17 protein-coding genes and 1 rRNA gene are annotated in these 21,266 nt (G+C 71.1%); 10 read left to right on the forward strand and 8 right to left on the reverse strand.

Annotated elements, in window-relative coordinates; translation table 11 throughout:
* Positions 1 to 373: 373 nt before the first annotated feature.
* The 3 genes from QUE38_RS02685 to QUE38_RS02695 form a co-directional block, all read right to left on the reverse strand.
* A 16S ribosomal RNA gene (locus QUE38_RS02685) occupies positions 374 to 1,899 on the reverse strand.
* 555 nt (positions 1,900 to 2,454) lie between these two features.
* Entirely contained in the window at positions 2,455 to 3,291 is an 837-nt protein-coding gene (locus tag QUE38_RS02690; protein WP_286310047.1) for an aldo/keto reductase, read from the reverse strand.
* The gene (locus QUE38_RS02695; protein WP_286310048.1) at positions 3,284 to 3,847 is read right to left on the reverse strand and encodes a DUF4188 domain-containing protein; all 564 of its coding nucleotides are present in this window, start codon (positions 3,845 to 3,847) and stop codon (positions 3,284 to 3,286) included. The genes QUE38_RS02690 and QUE38_RS02695 overlap by 8 nt, the downstream gene beginning before the upstream one ends.
* 129 nt (positions 3,848 to 3,976) lie before the next feature.
* On the opposite strand from QUE38_RS02695, the gene hrpA reads away from it, so the two are divergent.
* Positions 3,977 to 7,912, forward strand: coding sequence for an ATP-dependent RNA helicase HrpA (gene hrpA / locus QUE38_RS02700; protein WP_286310049.1), 3,936 nt, complete (start codon positions 3,977 to 3,979; stop codon positions 7,910 to 7,912).
* Between the two features lie 40 nt (positions 7,913 to 7,952).
* On the opposite strand, the gene QUE38_RS02705 is transcribed toward hrpA, so the two are convergent.
* Together QUE38_RS02705 and QUE38_RS02710 are read right to left on the reverse strand one after the other, a co-directional pair.
* Complete coding sequence (locus QUE38_RS02705) at positions 7,953 to 8,456, reverse strand: SRPBCC domain-containing protein (protein WP_286310050.1); 504 nt, start codon at positions 8,454 to 8,456, stop codon at positions 7,953 to 7,955.
* Positions 8,453 to 8,842: an ArsR/SmtB family transcription factor gene (locus tag QUE38_RS02710; RefSeq protein WP_286310052.1), complete on the reverse strand. Its 390-nt coding sequence runs from the start codon at positions 8,840 to 8,842 to the stop codon at positions 8,453 to 8,455. Before QUE38_RS02710 ends, QUE38_RS02705 begins: the two co-directional genes overlap by 4 nt.
* A gap of 81 nt (positions 8,843 to 8,923) precedes the next feature.
* On the opposite strand from QUE38_RS02710, the gene QUE38_RS02715 reads away from it, so the two are divergent.
* The 6 genes from QUE38_RS02715 to QUE38_RS02740 all read left to right on the forward strand — a co-directional run bounded on the left by QUE38_RS02715 (position 8,924) and on the right by QUE38_RS02740 (position 14,441).
* Positions 8,924 to 10,132, forward strand: coding sequence for an MFS transporter (locus QUE38_RS02715; protein ID WP_286310053.1), 1,209 nt, complete (start codon positions 8,924 to 8,926; stop codon positions 10,130 to 10,132).
* A gap of 144 nt (positions 10,133 to 10,276) precedes the next feature.
* Positions 10,277 to 11,263: a DUF4349 domain-containing protein gene (locus QUE38_RS02720; protein WP_286310056.1), complete on the forward strand. Its 987-nt coding sequence runs from the start codon at positions 10,277 to 10,279 to the stop codon at positions 11,261 to 11,263.
* Positions 11,264 to 11,272: 9 nt separating this feature from the next.
* Positions 11,273 to 12,430 carry an acyl-CoA dehydrogenase family protein gene (locus QUE38_RS02725; RefSeq protein ID WP_286310057.1) on the forward strand — a complete coding sequence of 386 codons (1,158 nt, stop codon included), beginning with the start codon at positions 11,273 to 11,275 and terminating at the stop codon, positions 12,428 to 12,430.
* Between the two features lie 75 nt (positions 12,431 to 12,505).
* Entirely contained in the window at positions 12,506 to 12,682 is a 177-nt protein-coding gene (locus tag QUE38_RS02730) for a hypothetical protein (RefSeq protein WP_286310059.1), read from the forward strand.
* 69 nt (positions 12,683 to 12,751) lie between these two features.
* A complete protein-coding gene (locus QUE38_RS02735) occupies positions 12,752 to 13,246 on the forward strand; it encodes a cation:proton antiporter regulatory subunit (RefSeq protein WP_286310060.1) in 495 nt (164 codons plus the stop codon).
* Positions 13,247 to 13,259: 13 nt separating this feature from the next.
* Complete coding sequence (locus QUE38_RS02740; protein WP_286310062.1) at positions 13,260 to 14,441, forward strand: cation:proton antiporter; 1,182 nt, start codon at positions 13,260 to 13,262, stop codon at positions 14,439 to 14,441.
* A gap of 31 nt (positions 14,442 to 14,472) precedes the next feature.
* Here the strand turns inward: QUE38_RS02740 and QUE38_RS02745 are convergent, their stop codons facing one another.
* The gene (locus tag QUE38_RS02745) at positions 14,473 to 15,516 is read right to left on the reverse strand and encodes an LLM class flavin-dependent oxidoreductase (protein ID WP_286310064.1); all 1,044 of its coding nucleotides are present in this window, start codon (positions 15,514 to 15,516) and stop codon (positions 14,473 to 14,475) included.
* A gap of 119 nt (positions 15,517 to 15,635) precedes the next feature.
* Between QUE38_RS02745 and QUE38_RS02750 the strand changes: the two genes are divergently transcribed.
* From QUE38_RS02750 to QUE38_RS02760, 3 genes are all read left to right on the forward strand, one after another.
* Positions 15,636 to 16,319, forward strand: coding sequence for an NADPH-dependent F420 reductase (locus QUE38_RS02750; protein WP_286310066.1), 684 nt, complete (start codon positions 15,636 to 15,638; stop codon positions 16,317 to 16,319).
* Between the two features lie 9 nt (positions 16,320 to 16,328).
* Complete coding sequence (locus QUE38_RS02755) at positions 16,329 to 17,672, forward strand: M20/M25/M40 family metallo-hydrolase (protein WP_286310067.1); 1,344 nt, start codon at positions 16,329 to 16,331, stop codon at positions 17,670 to 17,672.
* Positions 17,673 to 17,761: 89 nt separating this feature from the next.
* On the forward strand, positions 17,762 to 19,201 hold the full coding sequence (locus QUE38_RS02760; protein ID WP_286310069.1) for an MFS transporter: 1,440 nt from the start codon (positions 17,762 to 17,764) through the stop codon (positions 19,199 to 19,201).
* 57 nt (positions 19,202 to 19,258) lie between these two features.
* On the opposite strand, the gene QUE38_RS02765 is transcribed toward QUE38_RS02760, so the two are convergent.
* Both QUE38_RS02765 and QUE38_RS02770 read right to left on the reverse strand, forming a co-directional pair.
* Positions 19,259 to 20,797, reverse strand: a complete 1,539-nt coding sequence (locus QUE38_RS02765) for an MFS transporter (protein WP_286310070.1) — start codon at positions 20,795 to 20,797, stop codon at positions 19,259 to 19,261.
* A gap of 125 nt (positions 20,798 to 20,922) precedes the next feature.
* Positions 20,923 to 21,207, reverse strand: a complete 285-nt coding sequence (locus tag QUE38_RS02770) for an iron-sulfur cluster assembly accessory protein (protein WP_286310072.1) — start codon at positions 21,205 to 21,207, stop codon at positions 20,923 to 20,925.
* Positions 21,208 to 21,266: the final 59 nt, after the last annotated feature.

Genomic DNA, 21,266 nt, shown 5'->3' on the forward strand with positions numbered 1-21,266 from the left:
AGGAGTGTCTTACTTGATCTTGTGAACGACCCGCCCGAAGACAGGTCGATCTAAGATGCTCGCGTCCACTATGTAGTTCTCAACACACGAACGGTACCCACACCACCACCAGCCATACGCTGGTGCCGAATGCGGGTCCGTGCAAGGTTACGAAGCCCCGAAAGGCCCGGTCCCTCAGGACCCAATAGCGTGCATGTGCCGGCCACCACCAACCCCCACCGTTCCCTTCCCACGACAAGCGCGGGATGTACTGAGCAGTGATCGGATCCGACCGACACCTATGCCAACGTTCCACCCATGAGCAACCAGCAGAACACATTCGGTCCTGATCTGGTGTGCCTGGAGAACCTCTCGGTCCCCAGATGCTCCTTAGAAAGGAGGTGATCCAGCCGCACCTTCCGGTACGGCTACCTTGTTACGACTTAGTCCTAATCACCGATCCCACCTTCGACAGCTCCCTCCACAAGGGTTGGGCCACCGGCTTCGGGTGTTACCGACTTTCATGACTTGACGGGCGGTGTGTACAAGGCCCGGGAACGTATTCACCGCAGCGTTGCTGATCTGCGATTACTAGCGACTCCGACTTCATGAGGTCGAGTTGCAGACCTCAATCCGAACTGAGACCGGCTTTTTGGGATTCGCTCCGCCTTACGACATCGCAGCCCTTTGTACCGGCCATTGTAGCATGCGTGAAGCCCAAGACATAAGGGGCATGATGATTTGACGTCATCCCCACCTTCCTCCGAGTTGACCCCGGCAGTTTCCCCTGAGTTCCCACCATGACGTGCTGGCAACAGAGGACGAGGGTTGCGCTCGTTGCGGGACTTAACCCAACATCTCACGACACGAGCTGACGACAACCATGCACCACCTGTATACGAGTGTCCAAAGAGTTCCTCATTTCTGAGGCGTTCCCGTATATGTCAAGCCTTGGTAAGGTTCTTCGCGTTGCATCGAATTAATCCGCATGCTCCGCCGCTTGTGCGGGCCCCCGTCAATTCCTTTGAGTTTTAGCCTTGCGGCCGTACTCCCCAGGCGGGGCGCTTAATGCGTTAGCTACGACACGGAAACCGTGGAAAGGTCCCCACATCTAGCGCCCAACGTTTACGGCGTGGACTACCAGGGTATCTAATCCTGTTCGCTCCCCACGCTTTCGCTCCTCAGCGTCAGTTACGGCCCAGAGACCTGCCTTCGCCATCGGTGTTCCTCCTGATATCTGCGCATTCCACCGCTACACCAGGAATTCCAGTCTCCCCTACCGCACTCGAGTCTGCCCGTACCCACTGCAGGCGCGAGGTTGAGCCTCGCGTTTTCACAGCAGACGCGACAAACCGCCTACGAGCTCTTTACGCCCAATAATTCCGGACAACGCTTGCACCCTACGTATTACCGCGGCTGCTGGCACGTAGTTAGCCGGTGCTTTTTCTGCAGGTACCGTCAAGCCGAAGCCCTTCTTCCCTACTAAAAGAGGTTTACAACCCGAAGGCCGTCATCCCTCACGCGGCGTTGCTGCATCAGGCTTGCGCCCATTGTGCAATATTCCCCACTGCTGCCTCCCGTAGGAGTCTGGGCCGTGTCTCAGTCCCAGTGTGGCCGGTCACCCTCTCAGGCCGGCTACCCGTCGACGCCTTGGTGAGCCATTACCTCACCAACAAGCTGATAGGCCGCGAGTCCATCCCAAACCGAAAAAACTTTCCACCCCACACCATGCGGTGCGAAGTCCTATCCGGTATTAGCTCCGATTTCTCGGGGTTATCCCAGAGTCCAGGGCAGGTTACTCACGTGTTACTCACCCGTTCGCCACTAATCCACCCAGCAAGCTGGGCTTCATCGTTCGACTTGCATGTGTTAAGCACGCCGCCAGCGTTCGTCCTGAGCCAGGATCAAACTCTCCAAAAAAAAATGGCGCCAACCCAACAAAAAGAGGGCCGACAAATCTGATCTCTGACCAAAGAACAACCAAAACTGGCTGTCCATCAATCCAAAGGAATCCCACCAACACCCGAAGATGCTGGACGGGGTTCAAAAAATGGCATTGAACATAGTGCACGCTATTGAGTTCTCAAGAAACGGACGCTCCGAAGTGTCAGCCTCTCGGCTTGCCACTCAGGGCAACCTCTCTACTGTATCACCCTCGGGCACCAGGCTCAAACCGGCCTGTCGCCTCCGACAGGCGCAGCCTGACGGATCGCGATCAGTGTGCGATCGCGACGATCGAAAGTGACGAATAGACATCCTAGGCGCTGCGAAGGGCTCCGACAAGAGCCGGACTTCGTTGCGTTGGATGGTCCCGCTTGAGGCCGGGAGGCTCTGCCGCTCTCCCGCACCTTTGGGGTGACGAGTAAGAACACTACGTGCCGCTCGCCGCTTCGCCAAAACGAACGCGCAGGCCGGGCGTGTCGCGCATCGCGCACCGCCCGGCCCGCGCCCCGAAGAGGCCGTTCAGGCGCGGAATCAGGCGCCGACGGTCATCGGATCGGCGTGCTCCCCGGTCGGCGGCAGCGCGTCGAGCTGCGCGACCTCGGTCGCATCCAGCTCGAACCCGAACACGTCGAGGTTCTCCTCCATGCGCGCCCGCGAGGTGGTCTTCGGGAAGACGACGAACCCGCGCTGCAGGTGCCAGCGCAGGAGCGCCTGCGCCGGCGACACCCCGTGGCGCTCGGCGATGCCCACCACGGCGGGGTCGCCGAGCAGGGCGGTCTTGCCCTGGCCGAGCGGACCCCACGCCTCGACGGCGATGCCGTGCTCGGCGCAGTAGGCGACCACGTCGCGCTGCTGGTGGTAGGGGCTCAGCTCGATCTGGTTGACGGCGGGCGTCACCCCGGTCTCCGCGGCGAGCCGCTCGAGGTGCGGCACGAGGTGGTTCGAGACGCCGATGGAGCGCGAGCGCCCGGTCTCGCGGATGCCGGCGAGCGCGTTCCACGCCTCGACGTAGCGGTCCTGGGACGGCACCGGCCAGTGCACCAGGTAGAGGTCGACGTAGTCGAGGCCGAGGCGCTCGAGGCTCGCATCGAATGCGGCCCGTGCCGAGTCGCCGCCCTGATCGTCGTTCCAGAGCTTCGTCGTGATGTACAGCTCCTCGCGGGGGATGCCCGACGCCGCGATCGCGCGCCCGACCCCCTCCTCATTGCCGTAGATGCGTGCGGTGTCGATGTGCCGGTACCCGGCCTCGAGCGCGTCGGTCACGATGCGCTCGGTCTCCACGGGGTCGACCTTGAAGACGCCGAAGCCCAGCTGCGGGATGTCGTGTCCGTCGTTGAGGCGGACACTCGGGACGAGTGAATCAGTCATGCGTCCATCCCATCACGCGGGCAGGTCTCGCGGGCAGGTCACGCGGGCCGGGCGCGGGGGCAGACCACGCGGGCGCCGTCACCTCGCCCTGCGCGTAGCGCTGGCGCGCGCGATCCGACCGGGAGGTCACGGGCACGAGTTCGGTGGCATCGGCCAGGCCGAACGACGGCATGCTCACGTACATGCTCTCGGCGCGGGCGACCTGATACGTCTCGTGCCAGATGCCCACGGCACCGGGAGCCCGACGCGCGGCCCGGTTGAACGCCGCCCAGGCGGGCCGGTGCTCCCCCGAGGCATCCGATGCGTAGTCGTAGAGCTTGTCGTGGCTGCTCCAGTACTGCACGACGTATGGGCCGTTCGCCCCCGTCAGCAGCCGGGCGCCGAGGAAGCCCGAGTCGGGTGTGGTCGCGAGCTCCCGCAGCATGCGCGGCATCGCGAGGAACGCCGGCAGCCACAGGTCGGGACGCCACCACCGGTTCACGCGCATGCCGATCAGGAAGACGACGAGCTCGCCGTCGTGCCGGTGGGTCATGCGACCCGTGTTGACCTTCGCCATGATGCCCCCGTCGAACGCTTGGAGAGTTGCAGTATCCAATACTAGATATCGACACTATCCAATGCAAGGGCGAGCGGATGCCCCGGGGCCGCGCACCGCTCGGCCCGGCGCGCCGTACGATGGAGGGCTGTGCTTCCCACGATCACCTACCCCGCCGAGCTGCCGGTCTCCGGCATGCGCGACGAGATCACGCGCGCCGTGCGCGATCACCAGGTCGTGATCGTGGCCGGCGCGACCGGCTCGGGCAAGACGACGCAGCTGCCGAAGATCTGCCTCGAGCTCGGGCGCGAGTCGATCGCGCACACCCAGCCGCGCCGCATCGCCGCGCGCACCATCGCCGAGCGCATCGGCGAGGAGCTGGGCTCCGAGGTCGGCGACCTCGTCGGCTACCAGGTGCGCTTCACCGACCGCGTGAGCGAGTCGACCCGCATCAAGGTGATGACCGACGGCATCCTGCTCAACGAGATCCACCACGATCGGATGCTGCGCCGCTACGACACGATCATCATCGACGAGGCCCACGAGCGCAGCCTCAACATCGACTTCCTGCTCGGCTACCTGAAGCAGCTGCTGCCGAAGCGGCCTGACCTCAAGGTGATCGTCACGAGCGCGACGATCGACCCCGAGAGCTTCGCTCGGCACTTCGCGGATGCCGCGGGCGAACCGGCGCCGGTCATCGAGGTGTCCGGCCGCACCTACCCGGTCGAGATCCGCTACCGCCCGCTCGTCGGCGAGGCCGGCGACGACGAGGAGGACGAGGGCGCCGCGGCCGACGACAAGGACGTGCAGCAGGGCATCCTCGACGCGCTCGACGAGCTCGACCGCGAAGCGCCGGGCGACGTGCTCGTGTTCCTCTCGGGCGAGAACGAGATCCGCGACGCCGAGGAGGCGGTGCGCGGCCACGCCGCACGCCGCGGCGGTGCGGGCGTCACCGAGGTGCTCCCCCTGTACGGCCGACTGTCGGCCGCCGACCAGCACCGCGTGTTCGAGCCGTCGAAGGTCGCGGGCCTCCGGCGCCGGGTGATCCTCGCGACGAACGTCGCAGAGACGAGCCTCACCGTGCCCGGCATCCGCTACGTGGTCGACGCCGGCACCGCACGCATCAGCCGCTACTCGACGCGCGCGAAGGTGCAGCGCCTGCCGATCGAGCCGATCTCGCAGGCGTCGGCGAACCAGCGCTCGGGCCGATCGGGCCGCACGAGCGACGGCATCGCGATCCGCCTCTACGCCGAGGAGGACTACGAGAAGCGCCCCGAGTTCACCGACCCCGAGGTGCTGCGCACCAACCTCGCGGCGGTCATCCTCCAGATGGCGTCGCTCGGGCTCGGCGCGGTCGAGGACTTCCCGTTCCTCACGCCACCCGATGTCCGCGGCATCCGCGACGGCCTCGACCTGCTGCGCGAGCTCGGCGCGCTCGAGGACCGCGACTCGCGCGACGGCCCGCGCCTCACGCGCGTCGGCCGCCAGCTCTCGCGCCTGCCGATCGAGCCCCGCTACGCCCGCATGGTCATCGAGTCGAAGGCGCAGGGCGTCTCGCGCGAGGTGCTCGCGATCGTGGCCGGCATGACCATCCAGGACCCGCGCGAGCGCCCGCTCGAGAAGCGTGAACAGGCGAACGCGATGCACGCCCGGTTCGTCGACCCGACGAGCGACTTCCTCACCCTGCTGAACCTCTGGAACCACCTCGAGGAGCAGCAGCGGCAGCTCGGGTCGAGTGCGTTCCGGCGCATGTGCCGCACCGAGTTCCTGAACTACCTGCGCGTGCGCGAGTGGCAGGACCTGTACCGCCAGCTCGTGCGCCTCGCGAAGCCGCTCGGCCTGCACGTCGGCGAGCCGCGCGTCAACGCCGACGGCATCCACCGGGCGCTGCTGTCGGGGCTGCTCTCGCACATCGGGCTGCGCGACGACACGGCGACGGATGCCGCGCGGGGACGCGGGAAGGGCCGCCCCGAGGCATCCGGCCGCCGCCCCAGCCGCGAGTTCGTCGGGGCGCGCAACACCCGGTTCCAGGTGTTCCCGGGCTCGGCGCTCGCGAAGAAGCCGCCGGCCGCGATCATGACCGCCGAGCTCGTCGAGACGAGCCGCCTCTTCGCGCGCACCGCCGCCGCGATCGACCCCGCGTGGGCCGAGCCGCTCGCCGGGTCGCTCGTGAAGCGCAGCTACGGCGAGCCGCGCTGGGACCCGAAGCAGGGCTCGGCCATCGCCGACGAGAAGGTGCTGCTGTTCGGCGTGCCGATCGTGCCGAAGCGACGGATGCAGCTGGCACGAGCGGATGCCCCGCTGGCGCGCGAGCTGTTCATCCGGCACGCGCTCGTCGACGAGGAGTGGGACACCTCGCGCCTCGACCGGCGGGTGTTCGCGTGGGTGCGCGCGAACCGGGCGCTCCGCGCCGAACTCGGCGACCTCGAGGCGCGCACGCGGCGGCGGGACATCCTGGCCGGCGACGAGGCCGTGGTCGCCTTCTACGAGGAGCGCGTGCCGGCCGACGTGTCGACGACCCGCGGGTTCGAGAAGTGGTGGCGCACCGAGCACCGCACGCGGCCCGACCTGTTCACGATGCGGCGCGAGGACCTCGTCGGCGACGAGGCCGACGGCCGCGGCGACGGGTTCCCCGACCAGTGGCGGCAGGGCGACCAGACGATCCGCCTCGCGTACCGGTTCGACCCGGGCGCCGACGACGACGGCGTGACCGCGACCGTGCCGCTCGTGCTGCTGCCGCGGCTGTCGCCGGTCGGCTTCGACTGGCAGGTGCCGGGCCTGCGCGACGAACTCGTGCAGGCGATGCTTCGGACGCTCCCGAAGTCGATCCGCCGGTCGGTCGTGCCGGCGGCCGAGTGGGCCGCGCGCATCGGCGACGAGCTGCCCGGCGGGCCGGAGGACGGCGCGGAGCGCGAGCCGCTCGCCGAGGTCGTCGCCGCCACGATCAAGCGACTGACGTTCACGCCCGTCACGGCGGACGACTTCGATCCGGAGCGCGTGCCGGCGCACCTGCGCATGACGTTCCGGGTGGTCGACGAGCGCGGCCGCGCCGTCGGCTCGGGCACGGACCTCACCGAGCTGCAGCGCCGGCTCGCCGACCGCACGCGTGCGGCCGTGGCCGACGCCGTCTCGAAGCCCGGCCGGGCGCGCGGGAGACAGCGCCCCGCCGAGACCGCGGCAGCGGATACCGCAGGAGCGGCGAGCGCAGGACCGGCGATCGCGGAACGCTCGGGCGTGACCGCCTGGGAGTGGGACGAGCTGCCCCGCCACGTCGACACGCGGCAGGCCGGCAACGTGATCCGCGCCTACCCGGCGCTCGTCGACGACGGGGACGCCGTGTCGGTGCGGCTGGTCGCGACCGCCGCCGAGCGCGACCGGGCGTCGCGGCGCGGCATCCGTCGCCTGCTCGTGCTGGCCACGCCGTCGCCCGTCTCGTACGTGCAGGAGCACCTGTCGAACCAGGAGAAGCTGCTGCTCGCGGCGAGCCCCTACGGCGGCACCCGCGCGCTGCTCGACGACTGCCTCGCGGCCTGCGTCGACGCCGTGCTGCGCGAGCGGCACCCCGACGGGCTGCTGTTCACCCGTGCCGAGTTCGAGGCCGTGCGCGACGCGGTCTCGGCGAGCGTGATGCAGCGACTCGACGACACGGTCGCGCTCGTCACGCGCGTGCTGCAGCGCTGGCGCGAGGCCGACAGGGCGATCCGCGGCGCGACGAGCCTGCCGCTCATGCACGCGCTCGGCGACGCCCGCGCGCAGCTCGACGCGCTCGTGCGACCCGGCTTCGTGCTCGCGACGGGACTCGAGCGGCTGGTGCACCTGCCCCGCTACGTCGAGGGCATCGTCGTGCGGGTGCGGAAGCTCCAGGAGCAGCCCGGCCGCGACCGGCAGTGGATGAACGAGCTCGAGAAGGCCACGGCCGCATACGAGTCGGCCGGCGGGGCGATCCCGCTCGCCGCCGACTCCCCCGCCGAACTCGTGCGCGCCCGCTGGCTGCTCGAGGAGCTGCGGGTGAGCCTGTTCGCGCAGGAGCTGCGCACCGCCGAGCCGGTCTCGGTGCAGCGCATCGCGAAGGCGCTCGCGGGCTGACGCGGCGCTGCCGCGCCGCACGCTCAATCGCGCGAGCGTCTCAGCCGTGCAGCGCGCGGAAGCGCTCCTCGTAGTCGCCCGAGAGCTCGCCGAACCGGCGGTCCCACGCGGCCTCGTCGGCGTGCGTCGGCAGCGGGTCGACGACGTGCCGGCCGAGCTGCTCGAGGTACACGTGCCAGCCCGCGCCGTAGTAGATCGATTGGACGCCCTCGTGCCGGAGGCGCAGGCGCGTGCCCCCGTCAACCTGCGCGAGCTCGACGCGCAGCACGGTCGGCTGCTCCTCGCGCGCGTGCCAGACGGTCTCGAACGAGCGCGGCGGGTCGCACGAGGTGACCTCACCCACGCCCCACACGCTGCCGTCGGAGGCGATCGCCTCCCAGCTGCCGCCCACGCGCAGGTCGCCGCGGTACTCCGTCATCCATCGGGCCAGTCGCTCGGGCGTCGTGACCGCCTCCCAGAGGTCGTCGGGCGTCGTCGGGTAGACCTCGTCGAACTCGAGGAGGAAGCCCTCGCCGTGCCGGGTGATCTCGCAGTCCATGCTCATGTCGTCTCCGTCTCGTCGGTGCGGTCGCGGTCGTGGGTGGGATCGTCGGCGGCGTCCGGCGCGCGCCGCCCCCGCAGTCCGCGGGCGACCTCGGTGTGCAGGGCGTCGAGCCGCTGCGACCACTGCGCGCGGTAGCGCGCGAGCTGTCGCTCGGCGTCGTCGATGCCCGCGCCGTCGACCGCGTAGAGCCGACGGGCGCCCTCGGCCCGCACGGTCGCGAACCCGGTCTCGCGCAGCACCCGCAGGTGCCGGGAGACCGCGGGCTGGGTGATGCCGAACTCGCCGGCGATCACCTCGACGATCGCGCCCGCGGGCCGCTCGCCGTCGGCGAGGAGCTCGAGGATGCGCCGGCGGACCGGGTCGCCGAGGACATCGAATGCGTGCACGGTCCATTCGTATCAGGAATCAGTTATATCAGTCAAGACTGATGTGATTTCGGATGCTCCGCCGGAACGTAGAGTGCAGATGTGAAACGCTACGCCGACCTGCTCCGCACCCCGGGAGTCGCTCGGATCATCGCGGCACAGCTCACCGCCCGGTTCCCGTCGGGCATGCTGTCGCTCGCCTTCCTGCTCCACGTCGAGCGCGAGACCGGATCGTACGGGGCCGCCGGCCTCGTGCTCGCCGCCACCTCCGTCGGCCAGGCGGTCGCCGGGCCGCTCACCAGCCGCTTCATGGGGCGCTGGGGCATGCGACCCGTGCTCATCACGACGCTCGTCATCTGCGCGGCATCCGTCGTCGCCATCGCCGTGCTCCCGCTCACGGTTCCCCTCTACATGGCGATCGGCCTGGTCTGCGGCCTGTCGACGCCGCCCGTACAGCCCGCCGTGCGCACGATCTACCCGAAGATGGTGAACTCCCGGCAGCTCACGCCGCTGTTCTCGCTCGACGCGTCGGCGCAGGAGATCATCTGGGTCGTCGGCCCCGTCGTCACCACGTTCATCTCGACCCAGATCAGCACGGTCTGGGGCATCCTCACGGCCGCTGCGCTGCTCGTCGGCGGCGGCATCTGGTTCATCTCGTCGCCCGAGCTCGGGCGCGTCCGCATCCCGATGTCGAAGCGACGGTTCGGGGTGGTGCTCGGGCGGCCGCCGGTGCTGCTCGGCACGATCGTCGGGTTCCTCCTCATCGGCGCCTGCGCGGCGGTCGAGGCCGGGGTCGTGGCGGTCTTCGGGCACGACGGCGCCGAGGCCGGCATCGTGCTCGCCATCTTCGCCGTCGGCAGCCTGGCCGGCGGCCTGCTCTTCGGGCACATTCCGATCGGGCCGTGGGCGCTCGCCCGGCGCATGCTGATCGTGTTCGTCGGCGTCGCGGTCGCCGCGGCGGCCATGGAGTTCTGGTGGCTGGCAGCGACGCTGTTCGTCGCGGGCATCGGCATCGCGCCCGCGCTCGCCGTCATCTTCGCGATCGTGTCGGCGAGCGTGAAGTTCTCCGACACCGCCGAGGCGTACGGCTGGATCGGCACCGGCCAGCTCATCGGCGCCGCGCTCGGCTCGGCGGTCGCCGGCTTCCTGATCGACGGCTACGGCCCGGTCGGCGCCTTCGTCGCGGCCGCGGTGCTCGCGTTCGTCGGCGTCCTCGTGCCCACGATCGGGCGGCGCTGGCACCCCGACCTGCGCGGGCGCGACGCGAGCCCGATCCCCGACACCGAACCCGTCACGATCACCCCGCACTGACCACCCGCGGGGCCCCGCCAGACGAGCCGGGACGCCGCAACGTTGTGCCCGCCCGGAAACCCGCCGAAAGTGCAACGCAACCGTGACCGGACTCCCAGACCGCTCGCAGTCACGGGGCTCGCGTGCGCCGCTACCGTGTGTGCCATGAGACGCATCGCAGCCGCCGGAGCCGGCATCCTGCTCACCGCACTGGTCCTCACCGGGTGCTCGTTCTCGGCGAACGACTCGGCCACCGTGTCGGAGCCCGGCGTGGTCGGGCCCGAGGTGATGGGGCCCGACGGCGAGATGCAGCTGCGCGACGGCGACATGGCGATGGACGAGTTCGCCGAGGAGTCGTCGGGCGGTGCGGATGCCGCGGACGACCGCAGCGTCATCACGAACGGATCGGTGTCGATCACGGTCGACGACCCGATCGCCGCATCGCAGCGGGCCACCGGCATCGTGACCGCGGCGGGCGGCCGCGTCGACAGCCGCACCGAGTACCCCGAGGCCGACAACCGGCAGGCGAGCGCGTCGCTGCTGCTGCGCATCCCCGCCGAGCGCCTCGACGCGACGCTGCAGGAGCTCCAGGAGCTCGGCACCGTGAACACCGTGTCGGTCAGCTCGACCGACGTGACGATGCAGGTCGAGGACCTCGACGCGCGCATCGGCGCGCTCCAGACCTCGGTGAACCGCCTCACCCAGCTGCTCGCGCAGGCCGACGACATCTCCGACCTGATCACCATCGAGACCGAGCTCACCAACCGGCAGGCGCAGCTCGACTCGCTCGTGGCCCAGCGCGCGGCGGTCGGCGACCAGGTCGAGTTCGCGACGGTCTGGCTCGAGCTCTACGCCCCCGGCATCGTGGCGCCGGCCGAGCCCGACTCGTTCTGGGACGGCGTCGTCGCCGGCTGGAACGCGCTCTGGGGCTTCCTCGGCGGGCTCATGGTCGCGTTCGGCGTGCTGGCCCCGTGGCTGCTCTTCCTCGCGGTGATCGCCGCGGTCGCGACCGGCATCGTGCTGCTCGCCGTGCGCGGCAGCCGCCGGTCGAACCGGGCCGCGCCGACGGCGGGGCCGGCTGCGCCGGAGGGGGCGACGGATGCCTCCGAGCCCGCGCCGACCGGCGACGGAGGCAGCGACGGCCGGGCGTAGTCTGGCGGCGTGACCGTCGACGATGTCCTGACCGAGGGGCTGCTCACCCGCATCCGCGCCCGTGCTGCCGACTACGACCGCGAGAACCGCTTCTTCGACGAGGACCTCGCCGAGCTCCGCGAGGCGGGGTACCTGCGGGCGCTCGTGCCGGTCGAGCTCGGCGGCCTCGGCTGGAGCCTCGGCGACGCGCTGCAGGCGCAGGCGCGGCTCGCGGGAGCGGCCCCGGCGACGGCGCTCGGCGTGAACATGCACCTGGTCTGGACGGGGGTCGCGAAGATCCTCGCCGACCGCGGCGACGACACGCTGGGCTTCCTGCAGCGCGAGGCGGCCGACGGCGAGGTGTTCGCGTTCGGCATCAGCGAGGCGGGCAACGACCTCATGCTCTTCGGCTCGCGCTCCGAGGCCAGGCCCCAGCCCGACGGCGGGTACCGGTTCCACGGCCGGAAGATCTTCACGTCGATGTCGCCCGCGTGGACCCGGCTCGGCACCATGGGCCTCGACACCTGGTCGTCGGATGCCCCGAAGATCGTCTACGCCTTCATCGACCGCGACGACCCCGACGTGTCGAGCCTCGACGACTGGGACACGATCGGCATGCGCGCGAGCCAGAGCCGCACGACCGTGCTCGACGGCGCCTTCGCGCCCGCCGACCGGGTGGTGCGCCGGCTCGATCCGGAACCGAACGCCGACCCGTTCGTGTTCGGCATCTTCGCCGCCTTCGAGCTGCTGCTCGCGGCCGTGTACACCGGCATCGGCGACCGGGCGCTCGAGCTCGCGGTGGAGGCCGCGCACGCGCGGACCTCGATGAAGTTCGATGGCCGGAAGCTCGCGCACGACCCGGACATCCGCCGCCGCGTGGCATCCGCCGCCATCGCGCAGGACGCGCTGGCACCGCAGCTCGCCGCGCTCGCGCACGACGTCGACGCGCTCGCCGACCACGGGCCGCGCTGGTTCCCGAAGCTCTCGGGAATGAAGGTGCGCGCGACCGAGACCGCCCGGGCCACGGTCGACCAGGCGATCCGCGTCGCCGGCGGGCGGACCTTCTTCGCGGGCGACGAGCTGGGGCGGCTCTCCCGCGATGTGCTCGCGGGCATCTTCCACCCCTCCGACGACGAGTCTGCGCACGCGACCGTCGCGAACGCGTGGCTCGGGCCGATCCCCGAGTGACCGGCCGCACCGGGCGGCCTCGCTAGACTCGGACGCAGCCGCGCAGCGACGCGGACCGACCGCGAGAGGCCCCCAATGAACGTGTTCGCATTCGTCATCGCCATGCTGCTCTTCCTGCTCGGCATGCTCGCGTTCGGCATGGCCTTCGTCGCCACCGGCTTCGAGACGCTCGTCTTCGCCGGTGGAATCCTGCTCATCGCGGTCTCGCTCGCGATCCCGTTCCACCTGCTCGGCCGCACCGACGGGGCCTGACGGGCACGGCCTGATCACAGGTCGACGCGCGGGCGCCCCGGCGACCTCGCGCGCGGCTAGAGTCGAACCGTGGGCGTGAGAATCGAGAAGGTCGACCTGCCGGGCATCGGCGTCCGGCACGACCTCGTGACCGACGCGGGTCGGCGCATCAGCGTCGTCTCGCTGCGCGACGGCGAGCATGACCTCGGCGTCTTCGACCGGGACGACCCGGACACCTGCCGGGAGACGGTCGCGCTGAGCGACGACGAGGCCTCGGCGCTGGCGGACCTGCTCGGGGCATCGGTGATGATGTCGCGGCTGACGAGCTTCGCCGACGGATCCACCGGCGTCTTCACCGAGCAGCTGGAGCTGCCGACCGACTCGCCGTACCTGAACGCGCGCCTCGGCGACACGCAGATGCGCACGCGCACGAGCGTGTCGATCGTCGCGATCGTGCGCGACGGCACGGTGGTGCCGTCGCCGACGCCGGCCGAGGTGCTGCGCGCGCGCGACGTCATCGTCGCCGTCGGCACGCGCGAGGGCCTCGACGCGGCCTCCCGCCTGATCGCACACGGCCCCGGCTGAGACGGGGGCGCCGATGCATGAGACGACGCTGATCCTCATCGAGGTCGGCGCCCTCCTGCTCGGCATGAGCCTGCTCGGGCGGTTCGCGATCCGCGTCGGCATCTCGCCGATCCCGCTCTACCTGCTCGTCGGGCTGCTGTTCGGCGAGGGCGGCGTGCTGCCGCTCGACGCCAGCGAGGAGTTCTTCGAGGTCGGCGCCGAGATCGGCGTCATCCTGCTGCTCGCCCTGCTCGGGCTGGAGTACACGGCCGAGGAGCTGTTCACCAACCTCCGGCAATCGAAGTACGCCGGATTCATCGACGCCGTGCTCAACGCGACGCCCGGTGCCGTCTGCGCACTCATGCTCGGCTGGAGCCCGGTCGCCGCGGTCGCGCTCGCGGGCGTGACGTGGATCTCGTCGTCGGGCGTGATCGCCAAGCTCATGCGCGACCTCGGGCGCCTGAGCAACCGCGAGACGCCGACGATCCTGGCGATCCTCGTCATCGAGGACCTCGCGATGGCGTTCTACCTGCCCGTGCTCTCGGCGCTGGTCGTCGGCGTCAGCCTGCTCGAGGGCGCGGTGGCGGTCGCGGTCGCGGTCGCCGTGGTCTCGATCATCCTGTTCGTGGCCTTCCGGCACGGCCACGTCGTGTCGCGGTTCTTCTCGACCGAGCACGCGGAGCCGCTGCTGCTCGGCGTGCTCGGGCTCACCATGCTCGTGGCGGGGCTGGCCGCGCAGGTCAACGTGTCCGCCGCGGTCGGTGCGTTCCTCGTCGGCATCGCGCTGTCGGGCCGCGTGGCGCACTCGGCGTCCCAGCTGCTCACCCCGCTCCGCGACCTGTTCGCGGCGATCTTCTTCGTCTTCTTCGGCCTCGCGACCGATTCGAGCGAGCTGCTGCGGATGCTGCTGCCGGCGGCGCTGCTCGCCGTCGCGACCATGGCCACGAAGACCCTCACCGGCTACCTCGCGGCCAAGCGCGCGGGCATCGGCCCGCTCGGCCGCTGGCGCGCCGGGTTCTCGCTGACGCCGCGCGGCGAGTTCTCGATCGTCATCGCCGGGCTCGCGATCAGCGCCGGCGTGGCCCCGGACATCGCGCCGCTCGCGACGGCGTACGTGCTCATCACGATCATCGGCGGCTCGATGCTCGCGCGCCTGCCCGACGCCAATTGGTTCCGTACCCTGGTCGTGGCCGGCGCGTCGCGCGCGACGAAGTAGGCCCGGCCGGTCGGTTCCCGGCCGCGACCGCTCAGGCGGACTCCGCCAGCAGTTCCCGCACGCGCGGCACGACCTGGGTGCCGTAGCGCTCGATCGAACCCATCATGAGTTCGTGCGGCAGCGTGCCGTTCGAGACCTTCAGGTCGAAGCGCGAGACGCCGATGGCGCGCACGGCAGCGGCGATCTTCTGCGCGACCGTCTCGGGCGAGCCCGCGTAGAGGGCGCCGTGCGGCCCCGCCTCCTGCTCGAAGTGCGCGCGGGTGATCGGGCCCCAGCCGCGCTCGCGGCCGATGCGCCCCATGATGTCGGCGTAGTGCGGCCAGAGCTCGTCGCGCGCCTGCTCGTCGGTGTCGGCGATGTGACCGGGCGAGTGCACCGCGACGGGCAGCTCCTGGCGACCGAACTGCCCGAGCGCCTTGCGGTAGAGCTCGGCGAGCGGCGCGAAGCGCGCCGGGGAGCCGCCGATGATCGCGAGCACGAGCGGCAGTCCGTAGTGCGCGGCGCGCACGACCGACTCGGGGCTGCCGCCGACGCCGATCCAAGTGCGCAGGCGACCGTGCTCGACGTGCGGGTAGACGGTGCGTCCGTCGATCGACGGACGCAGCTTCCCCTCCCAGGTGACGGGCTCCTGCTCGAGCAGCTTCGCGAACAGCTCGACCTTCTCCTCGAACAGTGCCTCGTACTGCCCGAGGTCGTAGCCGAACAGAGGGAACGACTCGGTGAACGAGCCGCGCCCGAGGATCACCTCGGCGCGGCCGCCGGTGATGCCGTCGAGGGTCGCGAAGCGCTGGAACACGCGCACCGGGTCGTCGGAGCTCAGCACCGTGACCGCGCTGCCGAGCTGGATGCGCTCGGTGCGCGCACCGATCGCCGCGAGCACGACCTCGGGCGCCGAGACCGCGAAGTCCTCCCGGTGGTGCTCGCCGACGCCGAAGAAGTCGAGGCCGGCCCGCTCGGCGGCCACGCCCTCCTCCACGACGTTGCGCAGCACCTGCGCCTGGCTGAGCGGCTCGCCCGCGGCATCCGTCGTCACGTCGCCGAACGTGTCGACCCCGAACTCGACCTGCGTGTCCATCGTGCTCCCCTCCGCCGCGGCGGTGTTCCATGCGTTCGCATGTTCCGAACGCGCGCACCACCCGCGCCTATTCCAGCACGAGCGGGAATCCCGCACCGGTGCGTCCGGTTGCACCTCGTGTGCAGGAGCGTCCCCACCCCCGGTCCGCGTTCGGCCGCCGCGTCGTCGGCATCATCGGCGTCGGCAAGGTCGGCAGTGCGCTGGCGCGCCTCGCGATCGCGGCCGGCTACGAGGTGCTCGTGGCGGGTTCGCCGCGCCAGCTCGCGCTCGCGCTGCTGGTCGACACGGTCGCGCCGGGGGCGCAGGTGACGGATGCCTCCGAGCTGGCGCGCCGGGCCGACCTCGTGATCGTGGCGGTGCCGTTCGCCAAGGTCGACTCGGTCGACTGGCGCCTGCTCGACGGGAAGATCGTGGTCGACGCGACGAACTACTGGCCGCCGATCGACGGCGTGCTCGCCGACGTCGAGGCCGACGGCCGCTCGACCGCCGAGCAGCACGCCGACCTGAACCCCGCGGCACGCGTCGTCAAGTCGCTCAACCACCTCGGCTACCACGACATGGAGGAGGACGAGCGGCCCGCGGGCGATCCGCTGCGGCGCGCGATCGCGGTGGCGGGCGACGCCGCCGATGCGAAGGCCGTCGTGGCCGACTTCGTCGACGCGATCGGGTTCGACCCGGTCGACGCCGGCCCGCTCGCATCCGGTCGCCTGCTCGAGCCCGGCCACCTGGTCTTCGGCCGCGAGCTCGACCGCGACGAGCTGCGCCACGCGCTCGCGCAGGAGGGCGCGACGCGGCTGGTCTAGGGTGTGCTGGTGCCCGCAGCATCCGTCACGCCCCGCCCGGGAGCGCCCGAGCGCCTCGCCCGCATGATCGCCCTGCCGACCGTCTCGGCCGAGCTGGACGCCGTCGGGCGCGAGCCGTTCGAGGCGTTCGCACGGCTGCTCGAGGAGGAGTACCCGCTCGTGCACGCGCACCTCGAGCGCGAGCGGCCGAGCGAGTTCGGCCTGCTCTACCGCTGGCCGGGGCGCAGCGACGAGCGCCCGGTCGTGCTCATGGCGCACTACGACGTCGTGCCCGCGCGGGCGGAGGACGGCTGGACCCACGATCCGTTCGCGGGCGTCGTCGCGGACGGGGCCGTGCACGGCCGCGGCACGCTCGACGACAAGGGTCCGCTCCTCGTGATCCTCGAGGCGGTCGAGAACCTGCTCGCGGCCGGGTTCGCACCCGCGCAGGACGTGTACCTCTCCTTCGGCGGCAACGAGGAGTCGTATGGCGACGCGGCCCCCATCGCCTCGGACCTGCTGCACGAGCGCGGCATCCGCCCCTGGCTCGTGCTCGACGAGGGCGGCGCGGTCATCGACGACCCCATGTCGTGGGTGCACGTGCGCTCCGCCATGGTCGGCGTCGCCGAGAAGGGAATCATGACCGTGGTGCTGCGGGCCGACGGCGTCGGCGGGCACGCGTCGGCGCCCCGCGGCACGACCGCCACGGCGCGCATCGCCCGCGCGGTGCGCCGCCTCGAGCGCAACCCGTTCCGGCCGCGGCTGCCGCGCTCGGCGCGCGACATGCTCGGCACGTTCGCCGCGCACGCCTCCGGCTCGGCGCGGCTCGCGCTGCGCGCGTTGGCGGCGGTGCCGTGGCTCACCGCACGCGTGTTCGCGCGCATGGGCGGCGAGCCCGCCGCGATGGTGCGCACGACCCTCGCGGTCACGATGCTCTCGGGCGGCAGCGCGCCGAACGTGCTGCCCGCCGGGGCGTCCGCCACCCTCAACCTGCGTCTCGCGCCCGGCACCACGACCGCGCAGGTACTGCGACGGCTGCGTCGCGTGATCGGCGATCGCCACGTGCGCATCGAGGTGCCCGAGGCCAGCGACCCGTCGCCCGAGTCGCCGGCCGACAACGCGCAGTTCGACGCGATCCGCGCCGCCGTCGGAGCGGCCCACCCCGACGCGGTCACGGTGCCGTACCTCATGATGCAGGCCACCGACTCGCGCTGGTTCCACCGCTACACGCCGGCGACCTACCGGTTCGCGCCGCTCGCGATGGACGCGGGGCAGCGCGCCGCGATCCACGGCGTCGACGAATGGGTGTCGATCGACAGCCTCGAACGCGGCGAGCGGTTCCACCGGGCGCTGCTCACAGCGTTGCCGGACTGAGCCCGAACCGGGCTAGGGTGTTCGCACCCGGTTCGACCCGGTCCCTCCCGCAGCACCCCGCACCACTGGAGCATCCCTTGTCACGCGCCGTGAGATTCGGACCCGTCGCGGCCGTCGTCGGCTTCCTCGCCTTCGTCGAGTTCACGAGCGGCATCATCCAGGGCTACTACACGCCCCTGCTCACCGACATCGCACGCCACCTCGACATCCACGACGCCGACGTGAACTGGCTCGAGGGCTCGCAGCTCATGCTCTCGGCCCTCGTCGTGCCGGCGCTCGCGAAGCTCGGCGACATGTTCGGGCACAAGCGCATCCTGCTCGTCTCGACCGCGGTGACCGCCGCCGCGAGCCTCGCGCTCGCGTTCACCGACCAGTTCGCGGTGTTCCTCGTGGCATGGGCGCTCCAGGGCTTCTACGTGGTCTGGCTGCCGCTCGAGATCGCGCTCATCTACTCGCGGAGCCGCGACCGCGAGGCGCCGGCGGCGCTCACCCGCCGGGCCGCGGGCTTCCTCGTGGCCGCGCTCGAGCTCGGCGCCATCGCCGGCGCGCTCTCCGCGGGTGCGCTGGCCGACAGCGGCATCCCGATCCAGGTGCTGCTGCTCATCCCCGCCATCGCGGTCTGCGCGTGCTTCTTCGTGATCCTGTTCGGGGTGACGGAGTCGCCCGACCTCACCGGCGGCCGGTTCGACACCGGCGGGCTCGTGCTCATCACGCTCGCCCTGCTCGCCTTCACCGGCGGGCTCAGCCTGCTGCGCATCAACGGTCCCGCCGACCTGCTCTCGTGGGGCGTCGTGCTGCTCGGCCTCGCGCTCATCGTGCCGTTCGTGCGCTACGAGCTGCGCCAGGCCGACCCGCTCATCGACGTGCGCCTGTTCCGCTCCCCCGCGCTCTGGCCGGTGTTCCTCACCGCGGGCCTGTTCGGCGTCAGCGTGCTCGGCGCGCAGGCGCCGCTGTCGACCTTCGCACGCACCGACCCGTCCGAGGTCGGCTACGGGCTCGGCGCGACGACCGGCGAGACGTCGATCCTCATCGGCGCGTACGTGCTCTCGCTCGTCGTCGGCGCGCTGCTCTTCCCGCTCGTCACGCGCTGGGTCGCCCCACGCATGGCGCTCATCGGGGCGAGCCTCATGGTCGCGACCGGGTACCTGCTGTTCCTGCCGTTCCACGACGGGTACGCGCAGGCGCTCACGAACATGGTGATCGCGGGCATCGGCTCGGGCGCGCTCGTCGCCGCGCTGCCCGCCGCCGCAGCCGCCGCGGCACCGGCGCACCAGACGGGCGTCGCAACGGGCCTCACCAACTCGGTCAAGACGGTCGGCGGCGCCGTGGCATCCGCGGTGTTCGCGATCGCGCTGATCCAGCACCTCGGCGGCGGCACGGGCGACGGCACCGCGGGCAGCTTCTCGGGCTACGTCACGGTGTGGCTGGTCTGCGGCCTCACCGCGGTCGTGGCGGCGGTCAGCCTGTACTTCGTGCCGAAGCACGCGTTCTCGGATGCCCCGGAGGGAACCGAGCCCGCCCTGCGCTGACCCGCGCGCCGGGCCGGCGTCGTCGGCCCGTGGCATCCGCCCGCCGTGGCCCCCGCGTCAGGCGTGCCCGCTCGCGATGTCGTCGTCGTCGGGCTCGTCGGGGCCGGGCTCCGGCTCCCCGTCGGCGGCACGGCTGCGGCGGGCGCGGACGCGCGCGCCCAGGTCGGCCATGCCCACCGCGAACGCGATCGCGAGCAGCACCGCGACCGCCAGCATGCCGAACCCGTACGCGTGGTGGAACACCTCGAGCTGCGGGGCGTCGCCCTCCTCGCGGTACAGCGTGGCGTAGAACAGCGACAGCGCGATCGCGGTGCCGACGGCGGTGCCGATGCGCTGCCCGAGCTGGCCGACCGACCCGGCGAGGCCACCGCTGCGCACGGGCACGTCGGCGAGCGTCAGCGTCTGGTTGGGCGAGACCACGAGGCCGCCGCCGAGGCCCGCGACGATCAGCGCGCCGGCCATGGCCCACGGCGTGACCGCCGACGGCGTCGAGAGCGCGAGCAGCACGAGCACGCCGACGCCCGCGATCAGCACGCCGAGGCCGAACAGCACCAGCCCGCGGCCCCAGCGCTCCACGAGCAGGCCGCCCCGCCAGGACGCGAAGGCGCTCGTGAGGGCGTAGCCCATCGTGACCATGCCCGCGAACACGGGCGCGACGTCGAGGCCGTCCTGCAAGTACAGCGTCGTGAGCAGGAACATCGACGGCACGGCCGCGAAGAACACCGACTGCAGCAGGGCGCCGTTGCGGAACGACCCGATGCGGAACAGGCCGAGCGGCACGAGGGGCTGGCGACCGGATGCCTCGTAGCGGCGCTCCCACGCGACGAACGCGCTGACGCCGAGCACGAACACCACGAGCAGCCACCAGCGCGCGGGGTCGTCGTCGGGCGAGCCGGTCGTGAACAGGAACGGCCACATGAGCGAGAGCACCGTGATCGCGAAGATGACGAGGCCCACCGGGTCGAGCTGCACCTTCCGGTGCGAGCGGGTGCGGGTCTCGGGCAGCACCCAGAGCGCGAGGGCGATGGCGATCACGCCGAGCGGCACGTTCATCCAGAAGATGCCGCGCCAGCCGTCCTCGGGGCCGCCGATGGCGATGAGCAGCCCGCCGAGGGTCGGGCCGATCGCGGTCGTCACGCCGATCATCGCGCCGAACAGGCCGAACGCCCTGCCGCGCTCGGCGCCGTGGAAGAGCTGCTGGATGAGGCCGAGCACCTGCGGCATCTGGATGCCCGCGGCGACGCCCTGGAGCATCCGGAACACCAGCAGCCAGGTGGCATCCGGGGCGAGCGCGCACGCCAGGCTCGTGAGCGTGAACAGGGTCAGTCCGACGACGAACAGCACGGTGCGCGAGCGCTGGTCGCCGAGGCGGCCGGCGGGCACGAGCGTGAGGCCGAAGGCGAGCACGTAGCCCGAGACGATGAGCTGCAGCTCGGTCGAGCCGGCGCCCATCGCCTCCTCGATCGAGGGCAGTGCGACGTTGACCTTCGAGAGGTCGAGGATGGTGAGCCCGGCGACCGCGACGCAGACCCAGTACGCGCGCCAGCGATGCGAGTCGGGCAGGGGGATGTCTCGCGTGCGGGGCAGGTCGCTCATCGGGTCGAGCCTACGCCCGGGGCGGCCGCCCGCCGGTCACCCGGAGACGACGTTCGGCGCGCCGCCCGCGAGGGGCGACGCGCCGAACACGACGAGTCTCTCGGCCTGGTGCCGGGGCGTGTCCCCTAGGCCTGGTCGCCGATGGCGAACCGCACGCTGCCGTCCTCGCCGACCTGTGCGTCGAGCACCTTGTCGTCGAGGGCGAGCGCGGCGAACTCGCCGAGGAAGACCTTGGCCCCCTCGGCCTCCACGACGGCGTCGCTGGCTTCGGGCGCGGGCGCGACCGACACGGCGAACTCGGTGCCGCCGGGCTGGTCGGTGTTGATGCGGAGTCCGCCGTCGTCGAGACCCGGGGTCTGGGCGACGATGGTCTTCACCACGGTGCTGGCAGTTTCGGTGAGCGTGAGCACGAAGGCTCCCTTCCTTGGCTGGCGAGCGGAGTCCCCCACGATTCAGCATCGACGCGGCA

The sequence above is a fragment of the Agromyces mangrovi genome (genome assembly GCF_030296695.1).
Classification (GTDB): Bacteria; Actinomycetota; Actinomycetes; order Actinomycetales; family Microbacteriaceae; genus Agromyces; species Agromyces mangrovi.